The organism is Bacillus cereus group sp. BceL291 (genome assembly GCF_051776705.1).
GTDB lineage: Bacteria > Bacillota > Bacilli > Bacillales > Bacillaceae_G > Bacillus_A > Bacillus_A cereus.
Window position 1 is genome coordinate 37,292 of record NZ_JBPWAP010000002.1, and the last position, 18,874, is coordinate 56,165.

The window sequence follows — 18,874 nt, forward strand, 5'->3', positions numbered from 1 at the left end:
AATAAAATAGGAAAGTGACATGCACTCTCCTATTTTATTTCTCTATGCATATGAATGTAAACCGGCAATAATTAAGTTTACTACAATAAAGTTAAACATAATGATTGCAAAACCAATTACTGCAAGCCAAGCTGATTTCTCTCCATGCCACCCTTTAGATAATCGTAAATGTAGTACTGCAGCATAAAAGAGCCACGTTATAAGTGCCCAAACCTCTTTCGGATCCCAGCCCCAAAAGCGCGTCCACGCTATTTGAGCCCAAATCATCGCAAAAATTAATGCACCTAATGTGAAAACTGGGAATCCAATTGCAATAGATCGATATCCGATTTCATCTAGTAAATCACTATTCGTATTCTTTACTAACGGCTGAAGTGCCGCCGATACTCGCTTCCGTAAAACGAGTCTTAATACAATATACAGTAATGTTCCAACTAACACTGACCAAATAACAGTATTTAATTTTTTTGCATTTACAATTGCTGGAACTTCAACTGCCGGTTCTAATTTATTTTCTGTCAGTAACTTCCCTTCATGCGGTCCAACTAAAGCCGGAAGATTGTACTTCATTTCCAGTTGTTGTTCATTTTTATCAATCCATTGAAACTTCGCTTCATATTTCATACTAGAAAATACCGTTGTTACTCCAATAAATCCAACTGTACAAACAAGTGTAAATACTACCGTCTCTAGCCAAAATGTACGTTTACTTCTCGTCGATTGATCTACATTTTTCAATAAATACATAACGCCTGTAATAAAACTAATCGCTAAAATGGCTTGTCCTGCTGCTGCCGTCGTCACGTGAATATGTAACCAATTACTTTTTAAAGATGGAATAAGCGGAGATATTTCCCTCGGAAACATACTTGCATAGGCAATTAATAAAAGCGCAACTGGTAATGCAAATAGTCCGATTATGCTTACACGGTACATAAAATACATGACAATAAATGCTCCTACAAGCATCATGCCGAAAAATGTACCGAATTCAAAAAAGTTACTAACTGGCGCATGCCCTGATGCAATCCACCTTGTAACAAAATATACTGTTTGTGCTATAAACCCTAAAATTGTAATCGTTATTCCTACATTTGCCCATTTATGACCCTTTTCTTTAATGGCTCCTCCAAAAAATAGAGTCGCAATTAAATATAAAATAAATGCGGTAAAGAGAAAGTTACTACTTATTTGCACCATATCGTTTCCCCACCTTAACTAATTTTTTTATCAATTACTTTATCATTTGGCTGTGGAATTGCTGTACCTTCTATTACTCTTTCAATATCTTTCTTTAAACCGAACCAATTTTTATTTGTATGCCCTGCAATCCACCATTCATCATTAACACGTTGTATCCAAATACGGCGATGATTCCAATACATACCTTGAATGACACCAACCATAAATATAAATCCTCCAATGCCGAGAATCCAAAGCGTTAAATCTTTTCTTACAGTAAGTGCTGTTGCATTTTGCATTTCAACACCTGCAAACGACATTTTATATTTGTTGTTTCCATCTGGTTCTATATTTTGCTGAATACCAACAAAACTCACTTCGCCATCTGGTGTTTCAGGTGTAAACATTTTAAATACAAATGCAGGATTGTTTGGTAATTTCGTTTTCGTATTTGGTTTTCCATTCTCATCAAAATAAAAATCAGGAAAATAGCTTAATAGTTCTAGAGAATAACCAGTTCCTAAATCATATTTTTCCTTAGGATTCGTTAAATCTACTTTAATCGGTCCCCACTTTTGATTATTTTCTTTATTTTGTAAGTTAAAGGACATACTTTTAAATTCACTTTCTTTATAATCCACTTGATACACTGCAAATTGATCAAATTTCAGTGGTTCATTCACTCGAATTTCTGCTTCTTTTACTTTTTCTAATTTCGGTTTTTGTCCTGCTATATTTTCTCCTACTGCTTTATATAATACGGCATTCGTTTGGAAGTTTTTCGCAATCATTTTATCGCCTACACGATCAATCGCTTCATCAAAAACTTCCTTGTCCTTACTTTTATCATAAACTTCTTTTATAAATTTCTCGTTTTTTAAGTAGTATTGTCCATCCGTCCCTGGTATCTCTTTCGTTTCACCGTCACGTAACCAAAGTGCTTCGTCTACGTACATACTCGGTAAAAAACGAAGCATCGCACCGAATAAAAAGATAATAAGACCGATATGATTTACATATGGACCCCAACGCGAGAAGCGTCCCTTTTCTGCTAAAACGTTTCCGTCTTCCACTTTCACGTTATAGTTTCTTTTCTTTAAATTCTTTTGCACTCTTTCCAGGTCACCTTCTTGCGGTGTACCAGTCCCATATAATCTCTGTCTCTTTAAAAAGCTAGGATGTCTTTTTACGCCTTGCTTTTTTAAAGCTTTATAAAGTGGAATAACACGGTCTAAACTACATATCACAAGTGAAATACCGATAGAAGCAATCAAAATCATATACCACCATGAACCGTATAAATTATTAAACCCTAATTGATAGTATAATTGTCCTAAAAATCCGTATTCTTGTTTATAATATTCAGCTGGTGCAATCCCTGGAGTTATGTACATTTCTTGCGGAAAAATAGTTCCTATCGCTGATGCAGCTAAAGTTATTACGATTAGCCATACACCCACTTTTACAGAAGAGAAAAAGCTCCAAATTTTATCGATTATCGTTTTTGTCTGCGTGAGAGATCTCCGTGCACTCCCCTCATAGCGCATATCCAATAGTTTTGTATTTTCATTGCTTTCAAATGGTTTCCCGCAAGCTTCACAAAAAACGGTTCCTATCGGATTAACATGTCCACATTCACATTTAATTTCTTTCAACACTCTCACCGCCCCTGTATCTATATGTACTATTGTATATTCTAACCTCAAGTTACCGCAATACTCAGAATTTTTAAACCAGAGGCACTATAGACACGCACCCCTTATGTAAAGGCTTTCTTTATTACGGAGTAATTTTCTTTAAATACCCTTCTAACTGTTCTTTCGTTTGTTCACCTATAATTTGCTCCACTACTTTTCCATCTTTATCAATCAAAAAGCTTGTCGGTAATGGACCTACTCCATATGTCCCTATAATCTTTTGTCCTTTATCAATGGCAACTGGGAATTTCAAACCATACTGGTTCACAAAGTTCTTTATTGCAATATCCGTTTCATCTGCATCTAACGCTATGATTTCAACACCTTTTTCTTTATACTTTGGATATAATTCATTCATATAAGGCATTTCTTTTTCACAAGGTTTACACCACGTGCCCCAAAAGTTTAAAAATACACCTTTTCCCTTTAAATCTTTTAGTTCAATTTTCTTCCCTTCTAAATCCGTCACAACAAAGTTAGGTGCTTCTTTTCCGATTTGCATTTTCTCTTTATTAGCAAAGAATCCTTGATAAAGGGTAAATCCTACAGCACCACATAAAATGAGTAGAATAATAACGCGAAATAATAAGCGATTTTTCTTCATATTACTTCTCCTCTCCTCGATAAATGTTATGTATTATCTTCTGTAAATGTTGTATTGAATAAATCACCAGCAGAGCACTCCACTGGTGAATTTTTAACTCTATAGCTTATCTTGGCTTTGTAGAAGCAAGCGCGCGTAATTGTTTCACCTCATGTGGTGTCAATTCTCTCGCATCACCAGGTCGCAGGCTTCCTACTTCTAAGAAAGCATAACGTTCACGTTTTAATTTCACTACTTTACAGTCTAACGCTTCAAACATACGACGTACTTGACGATTACGTCCTTCATGAATTGTTAATTGTACAATAGCCATTTCTTTACGCTTGTCCCAAGAAATAATTTTCACACGTGCTGGTGCTGTTTTACCGTCTTCTAACGTAACACCGCGTTCTAACATGCGAATTTTCTCACCTGTTAATGGCCCTTTTATTTTTGCAACATATGTTTTTTCAACTTTATATCTAGGATGCATTAATACGTTTGCGAAGTCCCCATCGTTTGTCATTAATAATACGCCAGACGTATCATAATCTAAGCGTCCGATTGGGAATAAACGTTGTGTAATTTCCGGGAAAAAGTCCGTTACAACACTTCTTCCTTTATCGTCTGATACACTTGAAATTACGCCAGTTGGTTTATATAGTAAAAAATAAACAGGTTCTTCTTTTTCAAGAGGGATGTTATTTACTTCTACTTTATCTTGAGGAGTTACTTTTGTCCCTAACTCCTTCACTATTTTTCCATTAACTTTCACTTTTCCTTGCTGAATTAATTCCTCAGCCTTTCTTCTCGATGCAATACCTGCTTGCGCAATCACTTTTTGTAATCGTTCCATTTCTTTTTTTCACCTCGAATTTATCTTACCTTACATTAGAAAGACTTGGCAACCGCATACGCTTTACGGCTATTCGCTTCATCTTACTTAAACAACATAGCGATGATAATAAACATATAAAGGTCAAATCATGTTTTTACCCTTTATTATTGTCCATATTTTTCATATTTCTCACAATAAAAGTTCATCATTTTGTCAAAAATACCACATAAAAAAACCACTATTAAGCTACACCTTAATAGTGGTCGTATACGTATTATAAGCGAAATAGCGTAAAAAATGAATAGTATTACTGAAACAATAAAGAAACGAACACAATTGAGCATATAATCCCGATTAAATCTGCAAAAAGTCCTACTTTTAGTGCATCCCCCATTTTTCTGATCCCAACCGCTCCAAAATATACAGTTAAAATATAGAAAGTCGTATCTGTACTCCCTTGCATCGTAGAAGCCAATCTCCCAATAAACGAATCTGGCCCATATGTGGCAATTAAATCGGTCGTAATACTTAAACCAGCAGAGCCTGAAATAGGGCGTATAAGTGCTAGTGGAACAATTTCTGCTGGAACATGGATCAAATCTAACATTGGCTTCATTACCGATATCATTGCGTCTAATGCACCTGAAGACCGGAATATAGAAATAGACACAAGCATTCCAACCATAAACGGTAAGATGGAAATTGCAATTTGAATCCCTTCTTTTCCTCCCTCAACGAACGATTCATACGTCGGTACTTTCTTTACTGTGCCATATAAAAGGATAAAACCAATTACACAAGGAATTACCCATAAGGAAATTGTATTTACAATACTCATTTTTTCCGCCCCTTTCTACTCCTTCTTCGGTAAAAATAGCGGTCAATCCAAATTGCTCCAATCATAGAAAGTACTTGTGCAATAAATGTTACCCCAACAATTTCAGTAGGATTCGCTGATTCATACGTCATTCGAATGGAAATGACTGTCGTAGGAATTAATGTAATGGCTGATGTATTTAATGCTAGAAACGTCACCATAGAACGGCTCGCCGAATCCTTTCCTCCATTTAACTCTTTCAGTTGTTCCATCGCTTTAATACCAAGAGGGGTTGCTGCATTACCTAGACCAAAAAAGTTTGCCATCATATTTGATAGAATAAATCCCATAGACGGATGATCCTTTGGTATTTCTGGAAACAACCTTTTTACTATCGGCATAAAAAGTGTAACTAATTTTTTTAACAATCCGGCTTCCTCTGCAATTTTCATTAAACCGAGCCAAAATACTAAAACACTAATAAGTCCTATACAAATCGTTACCGCATCTTTTGCTCCGTCAAATACAGCTTTATTCACTTCTTCCATCGTGCCATTTATCATGGCGTATACAATCCCAATGACAGCCATCGCTACCCATACGAGATTAACCATCGTTCCCAACACCTATCATGTAAGAAAAAATTTCTTTCACATTATTCCAGTAAAGTCCCGTTGTAGCTACTAACTTCCGTTTACTATAAAATAAATTCCGTTCTCCAACTTTTTCATTACCAACATAAATGTCTGTCTTCCCAACCTTTACTCCATCCGTAAGTTTTATACTTTTATGGAGTTCAACTTTTAATACTACGTTCTTTTTTTCTTCTTCAGTTAACGGTACCGAAAAACTATTTTTCGTATAAACATGGTTGGCATACTTCTTTTCATTTATTTCAGCAATTGCTCCTTGTCCTAAAACTTTCGTTTGTTTGAAACGTTCAAAACCTTTATCAAACAAATTCATATGATCATCCCAATCACTAGAGGCACTCAAAGTTACGACAATTAAATCTAGTCCATCTTTTGATGCCGTTGTCACAAGCGTTCGCCCAGCTTTCTTCGTAAAGCCTGTTTTTCCTCCTGTTGCAAATTCATAATAAGACGTTACCAGCTTATGTTTATTTTTCCACGGGTAATCCCAAGAATCTGATTTATATGTTTTGGTTCCAAAGATTTTCTTAAATGTCTCGTTTCCCATTGCATATTTCGTTAATAATGCCATATCGTAAGCCGACGAATAATGTGATCCATCTCCATCTAAGCCATGAGGGTTTGAGAAGTGCGTATCTTTCATTCCAATTTCTTTCGCTTTTTGATTCATTAAATATACGAATCCATCTATACTCCCACCCACACTTTCAGCAATTACTTGCGCTGCGTCATTACCAGATCTAAGCATGAGTCCGTATACTAAATCTTCTAACTTCACTTTTTGTCCAGGCTTTAAATAGATTGCCGATCCTTCCACCCTCACCGCTTCATTACTAACTGATACCATTTCTTTCATCTTCCCTGATTCAGCAGCTAATAAAGCGGTCATAATTTTTGTTATACTAGCAATTTTTTGAGGCTCATGTTCTGCTTTTTCGTATAATACACGACCAGACTGTTGCTCCATTAATACAGCATTTCGAGCACTGACATTGCTGTTCATCTTTGCATATGTAGGAATCGGCATAACGCTTGCATACATCATAAGAAGCGTAATGATTACACAAATTCGTCTCATATTTCCCCCCACGTCCTTTTGGCACTTTTTGTACAAGTGTATGCTTGGCCTTTTAAAATATGAACGAAATCTTCCTTCTACTTCCATTAAAAAAGACGCAGAGAATTTGCGTCTAATATGGTGTCCATTCAATTTGTTTCGCAGTTTCAAACCTTTTTTCTACATCAGGCCAATTTACAACATTCCACCAGTTTTTAATATATTCATCTTTTCGATTTTGGTATTGTAAATAATACGCATGTTCCCAGACATCTAGTACAAGGAGCGGTATCGTATCCCATTGTGTAAATAATTGATGAAGTGTACTTTGCAAAATTTCTAACCTTCCAGACCGGGGTACCCAAACGAGAATTGCCCAGCCTGAACCTTCTACTTTAGAGGCCGCTTCTGTAAAATGTTTTTGGAAACGTAAAAAGCTCCCAAAATCTTGTTCAATTTGTTGTGAAAAAGCTCCTCTTGGACTTCCACCACCGTCTTTTTTCATGTTATTCCAAAATATCGTGTGTAAGTAATGACCTGACCCATGAAAAGCCGCTTCCCTTTCCCAATGCTTAATTAAATCAAATTTATTTGTTTTTCTCGCTTCTTCCATCATCTTCTCTGCTTTATTTAACCCTTCCACGTAACTCCGATGATGTTTATCATGATGTAACATCATAATTTCTTTAGAAATATACGGTTCTAATGCATTATACGGATAAGGTAATGGCGGGAGTGTATGTCCTCCAATTGGGACAGCTCGTTCACTATCCCCTCTTTCATATAATTCATATTCCTCTTCTTCTTGCATAAATACTTCCTGCAAGTGATGCTGAATATGTTCTACATCATCGCTTATTTCATACATAAACTCTGCATCTGTTTCATACTCATGCTCTTTCATACGCTCTAATAACGTCTGAATTTTATAGGCAAGCATATGGACATCATACACTTCCATTGCGCGGCTATCTAATACGTGAAGAACACTTTCACACCAATTTTCTACTTCATGAAAGTAATCTGTAAATACACCTTGCTGATTCATGTTGCACCTCCCTAATGCTATCCACTTAACTATATTCAATGAAAATCCCTTATATAACTGTACAAAAGGAAAAGAAGCTAAGTAACCTTAGCTTCTTTTCCTCAATCAATATTTGTGTAACATCTTTGTCTGATAATCCGTCTCATAATATTCTAGTTCTTCACGCATCAATTGAAATTTACCTTCTAAACTCTTCATCACTTGCTCCAAAGATGCAGGTGGTGTTTGTTGAAAAACGATAGAATTTTTCCCTGTATATGCAGACCGACTATTTTCATACCAATGATCACTCTTCGGTGAAAAAAACTCTGCAATTACTTGATGGTAAATCTTATATAAAATTTTTTCAGCTGCTGTTTTTCGAAATGGCTGGCTATTCAACAAAACAAAACATGCATCCTGTCCTTCTTCGCAAAAAACGAGAAGTCGTCTCATTGATGCTAATACCCCTTTATAATATTGCTCATTCCCTGCTGGTGTTTCCTCTAATAAAGAAGGTAACGTATGATAATTTACATAATTGGTTATCAAATTAATAGCATCTTCTAAAAATATAGAAACTTGTTCTGTTTGATTTTCAACCATCAAATTAGACATTTTTCTCTCTCCTTTGCCATTTCACGCTATTTCTACTCTTTTATTTTTATGTAATTCAGCCAATATTTCTTGTACTTTCGACACCGTTCCCTCATCAAAATATTGTTGAAATTCTTCCATATTATTTAAATACAAACGTTTTTGCGCACGAAGCTCCTTATCTTTCACTAAACAACATATCGCTACAATATCACGCAAATATATGTTTTGTTCTTCTACTTTATACACTGGATTTCCTTCAAAAGGAGTAATTTCTTGTAAAACTTCTTCAAAATATCGAACGTATAAAACCGAAAAAGTTTTCTCTTTACCATTTAATATATATGTCACTTCAGATCTGTTAAAAAAATCTTCTGATGTATTAGGTTTCGCTTTTTCTAACTCATATCCTACGTAACCTTTTATAATCATATACTCCCCTCCCCCTCTTTCATCTTATTCTAACTTAATTTTCTGACAAACAAAATATTCTTTTAAATATACCTATATAAAAAATAGCTCGCCTATACAGGAATTTACCTTTTTATTTTTCTTGAAGTTTGTCATAATAATATTATTGTCTCAGTTTTCTTATACAAGGAGAGTTGTATTTATGTCGTTTTCATGGAAACGTTTCTTACAAATCGGGAAAATTGTCTTCCCATTTGTTGTATTAACAATTGTATTCTTTCAAGCAAAAAAAGAATTAGCGGGCATTTCTTTTTTAGAAGCGATTGATACAATTAAAAACATTCCAACTGGAGGAGTCTTTTTAGCAATTACACTTGGTGCATTCGCTGTATCAACAATGTTCTTTTATGACTATGTTATGCTTCGTTACTTAAAAGCTGATATCCCTGTCCAAAAGATTTTCCGTATCTCGTGGATTGCTAATACTTTAAATGGATTTATCGGGTTTGGTGGTCTTGTTGGAGCCGGCGTACGCACAATGCTTTATCGTCCATATATAAAAGAAAATGGAAAACTTATTAAAAGTATCGCTTGGATGACAACTGCCTTTATTAATGGATTAGCCATTCTTTCATTTCTTGGTCTCATCGGAATATTAGACACGAGATTTATTTTGCATGAAAAACCATGGCTATGGCCTGTTCTTATCTTCTTCGCTCTTTTCGTCCCTATATATATCGGATTTTCTAAATTTAAAAATAGAAAAGCGACGCAAACAGAGGAACAAGAAGAAGAGGAGAAAAACCCAACTGTTTTATACTCATTAGTTTCATTAGTCGAATGGGTATCTGCTGGTATTGTTATGTACGTCATATTACTATTATTTGGCATTGAAATCGAATTCCAAAAGTTTTTAGGCGTATATGTTATTGCTGCTTTAGCTGGTGTCGTTAGTCTTGTTCCTGGTGGCCTTGGATCATTTGATCTTGTCTTCTTAACTGGGCTTGGGCAATACGGCATCGATACAGGTGTTTTACTCCCTGCTATGTTATTATATCGTCTCGTCTATTACATCTTGCCCTTCTGCCTTGGTCTCATTTTTGCAGCTTTTGAAATGACAGGAGTAGCCATTAAAAAGTTTGAAGATAAACCTTTTATTGCGCCTGCATTAGAGACAACTGGTGTTATATGGACTTTGCAGCGTGACTTTCTAGGAAAGTTAGGTTCTTGGGCATCTGCTGCTTTAACAGTATTTGCTGGCTTAATGGTTATTTTATCAACCATTCTACCGACAAGTATAAATCGGGCACACGCCTTACATATTCTAGCTCCAAAACATCTTATTCAATTTTCTTTTAGCTTATCGCTAACATTCGGTATTCTCCTCCTCATTCTTTCGCGGGGGATATATTACGGAACAAAACGTTCTTATTATATGACGATTGTTTCTTTAATTGGAGCGGCTATTTTTAACACACTAAAAGGAATTGATGTTGAAGAAACTTTTATTTTATTAATCGTACTCGCTGTATTGTATATGCTTCGTAAAAGGTTTGTACGTGAGAAAATGGAAGTCTCACTTTCCGATATCGTAAAAGTTTTTATATTCCTACTTGTAACGTTATATTTATATAAAAACTTAGGTATTTTATTTGCAGGTGCAAAAGAAGCTTTCAAACCTGATTTTGTCGTTCGTAATATTACACAAGTGAAACGAAGTGCATTAGCAGCTGCCTTTTTTGTTCCTACTTTTTTACTAATTGGTTCACTCATTGCAAATCGTTATCGAAATGAATTTCCCGGGCAACCAGCTAATGATAAACGATTACACAACTTCTTAGATGAACATGGTGGAAATGTACTTAGTCATTTAGGTTTTTTAGGAGATAAACAGTTCTTTTTCAGTAGTGATGGAAAAGCACTCATTCTCTTCTCAATAACTGGAAAACGACTTATTGTACTAGGTGATCCAATTGGGGACCCTTCCTCCTATCGTACTGTATTGCAAGAGTTTTTAGCTGAGGCTGATCGATTTGGATACATTTGTGTATTCTATCAAATTGAAAGTAAATGGATGAGTTTATACCACGATTTTGGTTATAACTTCTTTAAGCTTGGTGAAGAAGCTGTTGTTGATTTAAATACCTTTACAATAACAGGAAAGAAACGCGCTGGCATGCGAGCTACTTTCAACCGTTTTGAAAGAGAAGGCTATACATTCTCTATTCATGAGCCACCTTTCTCCGACGAATTATATGAAGAGTTAAGAAAAGTTTCAGATGCATGGCTTGGTGGAAAAAAAGAGAAAGGTTTTTCACTCGGATACTTCGATCGTGAATATATTAGTCGCGCTCCTATCGCAACATTATCTGATGCGGATGGAAAAATTATTGCATTCACAACATTCATGCCTGTATATCAAAACGGATCATTATCTGTCGATTTAATGCGATATTATCCAGATGCGCCTAGCGGCATTATGGACGCAATTTTCATCCACTTATTCCAGTGGGCAAAAGAAAATGAATACCACTCCTTTAATATCGGTATGGCACCACTTTCAAATGTTGGTTTATCCACACAGTCTTTCTGGTCTGAACGAGTGGCTGCTGCAATCTTTAATAACGTTCGTTATACGTATAGTTTCAGCGGATTACGACATTTTAAAGAAAAATATAAACCAGCATGGAGCGGTAAATATTTAGCATTTAGGAAGAATCATTCTTTACCAATTACAATGCTCTCTGTAACAAAATTAATAGGAAAAAGAAAAAACAGCTAAATTCTTAGCTGTTTTTTCTTTTTTGAACTTGTACAATAAATTCTTTTTCATACTTCTTACCATTTATATAGAAATTCCCCCACATTTTATACGTGCCCTCGGCAGGAAATGTAATTCGGTATTGTAATTGTTCATCCGTATCTACAGGCATAGCGTATAAAAAATTCTCCTTCGTTTCATCCACTATATAGAGTGACTCTACTTCTCCTCTCTCTGAATGTAATTTCAATTTTTCACCCTTTTTCGCTTGAAACTGAAATGTTAACGTAACTGGTTCATTCGGATGTAATGCACCAAATAAAAGAGAAACTTCATACTCTCCTATTTTTTTTGTAAGTACACTGTCGATTGGAAATTTCACTTTTTTCTTATTGTTCTCCTCTTTCGTTCTACCAAAATTCTTCCTAGCGAATGACTCTACGGACTTATTTTTGTCTTCGTATAAAAATATTGTATATTCTTCGTCTTTCGCTATTTTGGAAGATAACTTATATGACCCGTTCCCTGCAAATGTGGGTTTAATTTGTTGTATGTTTTTTAACTGTCCATCTACAATCACTGCCCGCATTTGATCATTTACACCACGAATTTCATTATTCTTGTTGTTTAACAACTGAAATACAATATCTACTTTCTCATTTCCCTTTCCATTCGAAACATCCCACTTTACTTCCTGAACATCTCCTACAGTCTCTTCGTTTTCTTGATATTTTTTTATGTAAAATCCTCCTGCCACAATAAGTACTAACGCAATAAGCCCGATGACAAGATTTTTCAAAACATCACCTACCATTTTTATTGTCTCTATTCATACAAAACTTCTTAAGATATATATTCTGGATTATGATTTATGAAATCCTCCTATTTTGCACATATTACAAATAATAAAAAGATTTTAATTGAAAGGATTCGTAGTGTATAATGCAAATGATATTGATTTCTATCAATACATTATAAGGAGGACTTTTTTATGAGTGTACATATCGAAGCAAAACAAGGTGAAATCGCTGAATCTATTCTATTACCTGGTGATCCATTACGTGCAAAATATATCGCTGAAACATTTCTAGAGGACGTTACTTGCTATAATAATGTGCGTGGTATGTTAGGTTTCACTGGAACTTATAAAGGAAAACGTGTATCTGTTCAAGGTACAGGTATGGGTGTTCCTTCTATTTCTATTTATGTAAACGAATTAATCCAAAGCTACGGAGTTAAAAATTTAATTCGCGTTGGAACTTGCGGTGCAATTCAAAAAGATGTAAAAGTTCGTGATGTTATTATCGCAATGACGGCTTGTACTGATTCTAATATGAACCGTTTAACATTCCCAGGATTTGATTTTGCACCAGCTGCAAACTTTGACCTTTTAAAGAAAGCTTATGATGCTGGAACTGAAAAAGGATTACACGTTCGTGTCGGTAACGTTTTAACAGCAGATGTGTTTTATCGTGAAAGCATGGACATGGTTAAAAAACTTGGAGATTACGGTGTATTAGCAGTAGAAATGGAAACAACTGCTCTTTACACATTAGCAGCGAAATACGGTGTAAATGCATTATCAGTATTAACAGTTAGCGATCACATCTTCACTGGCGAAGAAACAACATCTGAAGAGCGTCAAACTACATTTAACGAAATGATTGAAATCGCTTTAGATGCAGCAATTCAACAATAGTACACTAAAGAACTTGTCATACGTCTGGCGAGTTCTTTTTATGTGACTTTTTATAAATAACTACTTTATAAAGAGACAGATTTCTCCCCTCTACTTTCTTGTAACGTTTGTTATAATAAAGTGAAACTTTAATCAGTGGGGTTTTTTTCCATCCCCCACTGATTATTAGTTGAACCAATCGGATTTTACGGGCAATTGATCTCCCACTTAACTCCCTTGTATTCGCCGAATTTTGAAGTGGGAGTCTTATTGCCCGTTAAAGCGGGATAAAGAAATCATTTACAGTATTTCTCATAAGAGGTGACGCAGTGAAAAACAGAAGTATCGTCTTTAAACTATTTTTATTAACATCCACTTTATTTACAATCATATTCCTACTTTTTTTCCTAGGACAATCTCTATTTTTAGAGAAATTTTATATTAATAAGAAAGTAAAAACAGTCCAAACTGCTTTTGAAAAATTCGTAGATAATTATGATAAAAGTGATAAAAGTTATGAGAAGGTTAGAAAACTAAAACAAGAATTTCATGATAAAACAAATGCCGATATGCAGTTTTTAGATTCTAACGGTATTATTAAAAGTGATAACAATTACTATATCGATGTATTTAATCCCAACAATAATAAACAGTATTCCATTCCACTCAATAATCTTTTAACACCAGAAGAATATAATAAATTCGAAAATTTAGGTTTAAAAAAAGATGTAATAATCAATGTTGATGGAGTCGTGCAAGAGAATAATATAATCACACCACAAAAATTAGGAACGAATTATAATCAATGGCAAAACGAACATTTCTATTCGGATTTTCAATCAATTAATGGAAATCCTTCTAAGAATAGACTTGCGAGCCGATACAAATCTACAACTCGAATCGTCTTTACAGGTGTTATAACTAAGTTACAGCTCCCATCCAAAGCTGAGGTTCGCCTTGCAAATGATATTGAAACATTACAAGCCGTTCAATATTTTGCTGATATGATTAGAGAGGGCACTTCTAACTCGAACCAATTAAGTACTTTCATATTAGATGGCGGAGAAAATATAAAAAATAGTATCTTTGTAAAACCGATTATAGAAAATGGAAGGATTACAGAATATGCTTTTGCGATAGCATCTTTGCAGCCTGTTAATGAAGCGATGCTCGTTTTAAAAGATTATTATGTCTATGCCTTAATCATCGTGTTTCTCGTAATTATTTTGTTATCCTTCTACTACTCAAAAATTATTGTAAAGCCATTAATTAAAATAAATCGTGTTACAAAAAAAATGGCTAATTTTGATTTCAGCGAGAAATTACCTGTTACAGCTGACGATGAAATTGGCGGGCTTTCTGGCAGTATCAATACATTATCTGTAAATTTAAAAGATCGAATCGATCGATTAAATGTTGCTAATACAAAGTTACAACAAGATATTGAACGTGAACGTCAATTAGAAAAAACAAGAAAAGAATTCATTTCTGGCGTATCACACGAATTAAAAACACCGCTAAGTGTAATTAGAAGTTTTGCAGAAGGAATTAAAGATGGTGTTAGTAAGGATACTTCGTATTATACTGATGTTATTTTAGAAGAAACAGAAAATATGAACAGGCTGATTGTTGAAATGTTAGAATTAGCAAAGTTGGAATCTGGTACTTACAAACTAGATATGACGACGTTCTCAATCGGTGAATTAACGCAACAAGTCTACACAAAATTATTATTTAGCATGGAAGAAAAACATTTACAAGTGAACATCGATGCAGACCCTTCTATACTTGTTAAAGCAAATCGCAGTCGCATTGAACAAGTAGTTGTGAACTTACTAAGTAATGCAATCCGTTATACGCCAGAGGGAGAAAAAATACAAGTCTCCATTATAGAAGCAGAAGATACCGTAAAAGTCGAAATCGAGAATACAGGAAACCCTATCCCTGAAGAAAGCCTTGAAAAAATTTGGGATCGCTTCTATCGTCTAGATGCATCACGTAGCCGTCACACCGGAGGTACCGGTCTCGGATTATCTATTGTAAAAAACATTTTAGACCTCCATCATGCCGAGTATGGTGTGTATAATACGACTAACAGTGTTGTATTCTATTTCAATTTACAAAAAGTAAAAGAAGTCAAATAATTTGTCTTAATTTCACTAGGAGTTCACATGAAATTCACACTCTCCCTTTATAGTAAGAAACAAGTTAATCCTTTCCTTTACACATATAAAAGAGGAGAGTGCGTGAAATGAAACAAGCAGGACAACCTATTCAAAATGAAAAACAATTAGAAACTATCAAAAATATACTTTTACAATCTTCGAAACGTGATGGCTTATTATTCGTATTAGCTGTAAATTCTGGCTTAAAAGTAAGTGAAATCTTACAATTAAAAGTTAGTGATGTAATCGATGAAAATGAAAATGTTCGCCATTCCATTTTATTTTACAATGAAAAAGTGAAGAAACATAAATGGTTTGCTGTAAATGAAGACTTACAGCACGCAATCGAAGACTACATGAAAGAACGTAAAACTTGGAAACGTAATGAACCATTGTTAAAATCTCAAAAAGGAACAAAATCTATTACGAGACAACATGCATGGTACATTTTAAACAAAGCCGCAAAAGAAGTTGGATTAGAAGGGATTAGCTCACATACACTTCGAAAAACTTGGGGTTATTGTGCATACAAATCAGGTGTTGATATTGCGTTTTTACAACACTTCTTTGATCACAGTACTCCATCAAAAACTTTAAAGTATATCGGTATTGCTTAATAACTCTTATACATAAAAAAGGTTACCATTTTAAAATTTGGTAACCTTTTTTATATTTCATATTCTCTTTTCTTGTCTCTCCTATACTGTAGTGGTACTCTAATAATAAGGGGGAGAAATTATGAACACACTTACAATTGAATTACCAAAAGAAACGGCTGAAAAACTTGATTTATTAAAACAAGCTTATGAAAAGAAAACAGGTGCTTCTATCTCTGAGAGCACTCTCGTTCAAACACTTATCTCAAAAGAATTTATCCAAGCGATAACTCCTTTTGATTTACAACAATTCGTCAATGGAAAAGAACAGCATTAATCGCTGTTCTTTTTTTATCTCTATTTAAAATACACAAAGTTTTTTATATATTTTTAGAAAAACCATTGACAATGATAATGATAACCATTATCATTTATTATGAAGCCAACAATTGATGAATCAACCAAACGCTCAGTAACATTGTTACCCCTCTTTTTCATATAGAAAGGCACTGTACATTCCCCCTGTTTGTACAGTGCCTTTCTTGTTTATTATCATTCAAAAAAATTTAATTGCTCCGGCTTCGGCTCACCATATGTAATGTTCATCATTTTCATAAGCTGTTTCGCATTATCTGCTGCATCCCCACCTGAATTGTTGTTAAACAGTACGTATATATCCTTTGTTTTCTTTTTTAATTGCTCTAGTCGTTCAACCCATTCTTCCAGTTCTTTATTGTTGTAGCGATATAAACAGCGAACCGCTCTCCAATTTTCCCCTTTATCAAGCCAACCATGAACATTTCGACCGTGAAAACGTATTAATGCCATGTCTGAATTCGTAACCTCTAACACGAGTGGCACAGAACCTATCCCAGCCTGTGGTTCATCACAAATTGTATGAATCCATTTCTCCTGTTCTAGAAACTGTAACGTCTTATCTCTCATTTCTGGATAAAACCATGTTTGATTTCGAAATTCTATTGCACATGGTAAACCTTCCATTTTTTCTTTCGTATATCGAAGAAAATCTACATTTTTCTTTTTGCAATCAAACCATGGTGGATATTGAAATAAAATTGTTTTTAATTTATCAGCTTCTATTAAAGGAAGAATAGACTGTTTATACACATCAAACATCTCATCGAACGTAGAAAAAGGAATTTCACCTTTCATATGTCCTGTCATTCCTTGATACGCTTTTACGACAAAAGAAAAATCTTTCGGCGTTTCCATTGCCCATTTTATATAATTTCGTGCAGGTTGCATTGCGTAAAATGAACTATCCACTTCCACAATAGGAAAATACTCGCTATATGTTCGTAATTTATTTCTATTTTCATAGGGATTTATGTATAAAGAATCATGATCTCCCCATCCTGTCACTCCAATAAACAGCACATATACCCCTCCCTTTTAACTTCATCTTCAATTCACTTTCCAAACACTTTGCATCATGTAGCCTTTTCTTTAAGAGTATCCTTATAAAAATATGATATACTATATGGAAGAATTTTTAAAATGAGGGGTTATTTATTTATGCTTCCAAACGATGCTACTGTATCTCATGAAAAACGAATTGAAGAACTAGAAAATAAAGTACGTTTTTATGAAGAACTTGTGAATCAATTACCACATCATTTCACATACAAAAATCCACATATTGGTTTACGAATAAAGAAAACTAGAACGACTCATTCCATTCAAGAAATACCAAAAGAGAATAAAGAGGCTCATTTTCAACTTACTTGTGATTCATTATTTTTATTTGAACAACTTGAAAAACACTTTGTACATATTTTTGATGCCTTTTCACATCATGTAACCTTTATCGATAGTAAAGGGAATATTACTTTATGTAATCAAGTTGCTGCAGATGATTTCGGTGTGATACGAAATGATATTATCGGAAAACCGATTCAACAATTACTAAACTTGCCGGAAGAAAAAATTAAAGCAATTGAAACATTAAAAACGGGAACAGAAATATATAATGAAGAAGTTTTAGACAAAAACTATGGCATTATAAATAACCGAATTATTCGCGATTATAACGGGGAGATTTTTAGAGTTATTAGTGTCTTTCATTATTTAAATACAGAACGTGATGCTGAGAAGTTTTCGTTAGCAGGGCGAATCGCAGCTGGAATTGCACACGAAGTACGAAATCCTCTTACAACAGTACGAGGATACTTACAATTTTTACAAGAAAGCATTTCTCCATCAAATAAAGAGTTATTTAAAAACTTGCTTATCCCTGAATTAGATCGTGCAAATAATATTATTACAAAATTTTTAGCCATTTCAAAAACACGGGAATTTACAAGAGAACCGTTTCCCATCAATACATTTTTACGTGACTATATTCAACAGTTACTAGCTAGTGAAGTCTCCTTGCATAATATTTCAATTGATTATAACTTCTCTAATGAATTAGATGATATTTTAGTCAATATTGATCGACATGAACTTGTTCAAGTGTTTTTAAATCTATTTCAAAATGCCGTCGATGCTCAAGGCGACAAACCTCTTTCTATTCAAATTACTAGTTATCGCCTTAATAACTTCGTTCGGATTACTTTCACAGATAATGGAATTGGTATTCATCCAGCTATTCAAGAATATATCTTTGATCCATTCTTCTCAACGAAGGATTCGGGAACAGGACTAGGCTTGTCAGTAACAAAAAAAATCATCCAAAATCATAACGGCACATTAAAAATGACTAGTAATGAAGATGGTACAACTTTCACTATTTCAATTCCAATCTTACCTAAAACAACCCTTGAAAAATTAAATCAATGTAAATAAAGGA

At 34.4% G+C, this 18,874-nt stretch carries 18 protein-coding genes; 6 read left to right on the plus strand and 12 right to left on the minus strand.

Features of this window, described 5'->3' with window-relative positions; all coding sequences use genetic code 11:
• Positions 1-42: 42 nt before the first annotated feature.
• From resC to ACS2CR_RS02080, 10 genes are all read right to left on the minus strand, one after another.
• On the minus strand, positions 43-1,200 hold the full coding sequence (gene resC, locus ACS2CR_RS02035) for a cytochrome c biogenesis protein ResC (protein ID WP_000250081.1): 1,158 nt from the start codon (positions 1,198-1,200) through the stop codon (positions 43-45).
• Positions 1,201-1,214: 14 nt separating this feature from the next.
• On the minus strand, positions 1,215-2,840 hold the full coding sequence (resB, locus tag ACS2CR_RS02040) for a cytochrome c biogenesis protein ResB (protein ID WP_000910547.1): 1,626 nt from the start codon (positions 2,838-2,840) through the stop codon (positions 1,215-1,217).
• Between the two features lie 121 nt (positions 2,841-2,961).
• A complete protein-coding gene (gene resA / locus ACS2CR_RS02045; protein WP_053512846.1) occupies positions 2,962-3,483 on the minus strand; it encodes a thiol-disulfide oxidoreductase ResA in 522 nt (173 codons plus the stop codon).
• 106 nt (positions 3,484-3,589) lie between these two features.
• Entirely contained in the window at positions 3,590-4,318 is a 729-nt protein-coding gene (gene rluB / locus ACS2CR_RS02050) for a 23S rRNA pseudouridine(2605) synthase RluB (protein WP_000440556.1), read from the minus strand.
• A 289-nt stretch (positions 4,319-4,607) separates the two neighbouring features.
• Positions 4,608-5,138, minus strand: coding sequence for a spore maturation protein SpmB (gene spmB / locus ACS2CR_RS02055; RefSeq protein WP_000029516.1), 531 nt, complete (start codon positions 5,136-5,138; stop codon positions 4,608-4,610).
• Complete coding sequence (gene spmA / locus ACS2CR_RS02060; RefSeq protein WP_000247811.1) at positions 5,135-5,731, minus strand: spore maturation protein SpmA; 597 nt, start codon at positions 5,729-5,731, stop codon at positions 5,135-5,137. The genes spmB and spmA overlap by 4 nt, the downstream gene beginning before the upstream one ends.
• A complete protein-coding gene (locus ACS2CR_RS02065) occupies positions 5,724-6,848 on the minus strand; it encodes a D-alanyl-D-alanine carboxypeptidase family protein (RefSeq protein WP_153602476.1) in 1,125 nt (374 codons plus the stop codon). Before ACS2CR_RS02065 ends, spmA begins: the two co-directional genes overlap by 8 nt.
• Positions 6,849-6,960: 112 nt before the next feature.
• Complete coding sequence (locus tag ACS2CR_RS02070) at positions 6,961-7,875, minus strand: superoxide dismutase (RefSeq protein WP_001075739.1); 915 nt, start codon at positions 7,873-7,875, stop codon at positions 6,961-6,963.
• 105 nt (positions 7,876-7,980) lie between these two features.
• Positions 7,981-8,472: a YpuI family protein gene (locus ACS2CR_RS02075; RefSeq protein ID WP_000067556.1), complete on the minus strand. Its 492-nt coding sequence runs from the start codon at positions 8,470-8,472 to the stop codon at positions 7,981-7,983.
• Positions 8,473-8,493: 21 nt separating this feature from the next.
• Complete coding sequence (locus tag ACS2CR_RS02080) at positions 8,494-8,883, minus strand: hypothetical protein (RefSeq protein WP_000584363.1); 390 nt, start codon at positions 8,881-8,883, stop codon at positions 8,494-8,496.
• Positions 8,884-9,064: 181 nt separating this feature from the next.
• Here ACS2CR_RS02080 and mprF point away from each other — a divergent pair, with 181 nt between their 5' ends.
• Complete coding sequence (gene mprF / locus ACS2CR_RS02085) at positions 9,065-11,644, plus strand: bifunctional lysylphosphatidylglycerol flippase/synthetase MprF (RefSeq protein ID WP_053512845.1); 2,580 nt, start codon at positions 9,065-9,067, stop codon at positions 11,642-11,644.
• Positions 11,645-11,648: 4 nt separating this feature from the next.
• On the opposite strand, the gene ACS2CR_RS02090 is transcribed toward mprF, so the two are convergent.
• On the minus strand, positions 11,649-12,437 hold the full coding sequence (locus ACS2CR_RS02090; RefSeq protein ID WP_000232610.1) for a hypothetical protein: 789 nt from the start codon (positions 12,435-12,437) through the stop codon (positions 11,649-11,651).
• Positions 12,438-12,614: 177 nt separating this feature from the next.
• On the opposite strand from ACS2CR_RS02090, the gene deoD reads away from it, so the two are divergent.
• The 4 genes from deoD (at position 12,615) to ACS2CR_RS02110 (ending at position 16,399) form a co-directional block, all read left to right on the plus strand.
• A complete protein-coding gene (gene deoD, locus ACS2CR_RS02095) occupies positions 12,615-13,322 on the plus strand; it encodes a purine-nucleoside phosphorylase (protein WP_000110707.1) in 708 nt (235 codons plus the stop codon).
• A 308-nt stretch (positions 13,323-13,630) separates the two neighbouring features.
• The gene (locus ACS2CR_RS02100; RefSeq protein WP_000797507.1) at positions 13,631-15,445 is read left to right on the plus strand and encodes a sensor histidine kinase; all 1,815 of its coding nucleotides are present in this window, start codon (positions 13,631-13,633) and stop codon (positions 15,443-15,445) included.
• Positions 15,446-15,552: 107 nt separating this feature from the next.
• The gene (locus ACS2CR_RS02105) at positions 15,553-16,083 is read left to right on the plus strand and encodes a tyrosine-type recombinase/integrase (RefSeq protein WP_000806236.1); all 531 of its coding nucleotides are present in this window, start codon (positions 15,553-15,555) and stop codon (positions 16,081-16,083) included.
• A 121-nt stretch (positions 16,084-16,204) separates the two neighbouring features.
• The gene (locus tag ACS2CR_RS02110) at positions 16,205-16,399 is read left to right on the plus strand and encodes a DUF3924 domain-containing protein (protein WP_001094860.1); all 195 of its coding nucleotides are present in this window, start codon (positions 16,205-16,207) and stop codon (positions 16,397-16,399) included.
• A gap of 215 nt (positions 16,400-16,614) precedes the next feature.
• On the opposite strand, the gene ACS2CR_RS02115 is transcribed toward ACS2CR_RS02110, so the two are convergent.
• Entirely contained in the window at positions 16,615-17,460 is an 846-nt protein-coding gene (locus ACS2CR_RS02115; RefSeq protein WP_000897354.1) for a DUF72 domain-containing protein, read from the minus strand.
• 138 nt (positions 17,461-17,598) lie between these two features.
• On the opposite strand from ACS2CR_RS02115, the gene ACS2CR_RS02120 reads away from it, so the two are divergent.
• Positions 17,599-18,870 (plus strand): ATP-binding protein, encoded by a 1,272-nt coding sequence (locus ACS2CR_RS02120; protein ID WP_000937241.1) that lies wholly within the window; start codon positions 17,599-17,601, stop codon positions 18,868-18,870.
• The last annotated feature ends 4 nt before the right edge of the window (positions 18,871-18,874 follow it).

What these genes read in the sequence shown, in the direction of transcription:
- resC (WP_000250081.1), bottom strand. Translation starts at nt 1,200, where the DNA reads ATGGTGCAAATAAGTAGTAACTTTCTCTTTACCGCATTTATTTTATAT.
- resA (WP_053512846.1), bottom strand. Translation starts at nt 3,483, where the DNA reads ATGAAGAAAAATCGCTTATTATTTCGCGTTATTATTCTACTCATTTTA.
- rluB (WP_000440556.1), bottom strand. Translation starts at nt 4,318, where the DNA reads ATGGAACGATTACAAAAAGTGATTGCGCAAGCAGGTATTGCATCGAGA.
- spmB (WP_000029516.1), bottom strand. Translation starts at nt 5,138, where the DNA reads ATGAGTATTGTAAATACAATTTCCTTATGGGTAATTCCTTGTGTAATT.
- spmA (WP_000247811.1), bottom strand. Translation starts at nt 5,731, where the DNA reads ATGGTTAATCTCGTATGGGTAGCGATGGCTGTCATTGGGATTGTATAC.
- ACS2CR_RS02065 (WP_153602476.1), bottom strand. Translation starts at nt 6,848, where the DNA reads ATGAGACGAATTTGTGTAATCATTACGCTTCTTATGATGTATGCAAGC.
- ACS2CR_RS02070 (WP_001075739.1), bottom strand. Translation starts at nt 7,875, where the DNA reads ATGAATCAGCAAGGTGTATTTACAGATTACTTTCATGAAGTAGAAAAT.
- ACS2CR_RS02075 (WP_000067556.1), bottom strand. Translation starts at nt 8,472, where the DNA reads ATGTCTAATTTGATGGTTGAAAATCAAACAGAACAAGTTTCTATATTT.
- ACS2CR_RS02080 (WP_000584363.1), bottom strand. Translation starts at nt 8,883, where the DNA reads ATGATTATAAAAGGTTACGTAGGATATGAGTTAGAAAAAGCGAAACCT.
- mprF (WP_053512845.1), top strand. Translation starts at nt 9,065, where the DNA reads ATGTCGTTTTCATGGAAACGTTTCTTACAAATCGGGAAAATTGTCTTC.
- ACS2CR_RS02090 (WP_000232610.1), bottom strand. Translation starts at nt 12,437, where the DNA reads ATGGTAGGTGATGTTTTGAAAAATCTTGTCATCGGGCTTATTGCGTTA.
- deoD (WP_000110707.1), top strand. Translation starts at nt 12,615, where the DNA reads ATGAGTGTACATATCGAAGCAAAACAAGGTGAAATCGCTGAATCTATT.
- ACS2CR_RS02105 (WP_000806236.1), top strand. Translation starts at nt 15,553, where the DNA reads ATGAAACAAGCAGGACAACCTATTCAAAATGAAAAACAATTAGAAACT.
- ACS2CR_RS02110 (WP_001094860.1), top strand. Translation starts at nt 16,205, where the DNA reads ATGAACACACTTACAATTGAATTACCAAAAGAAACGGCTGAAAAACTT.
- ACS2CR_RS02120 (WP_000937241.1), top strand. Translation starts at nt 17,599, where the DNA reads ATGCTTCCAAACGATGCTACTGTATCTCATGAAAAACGAATTGAAGAA.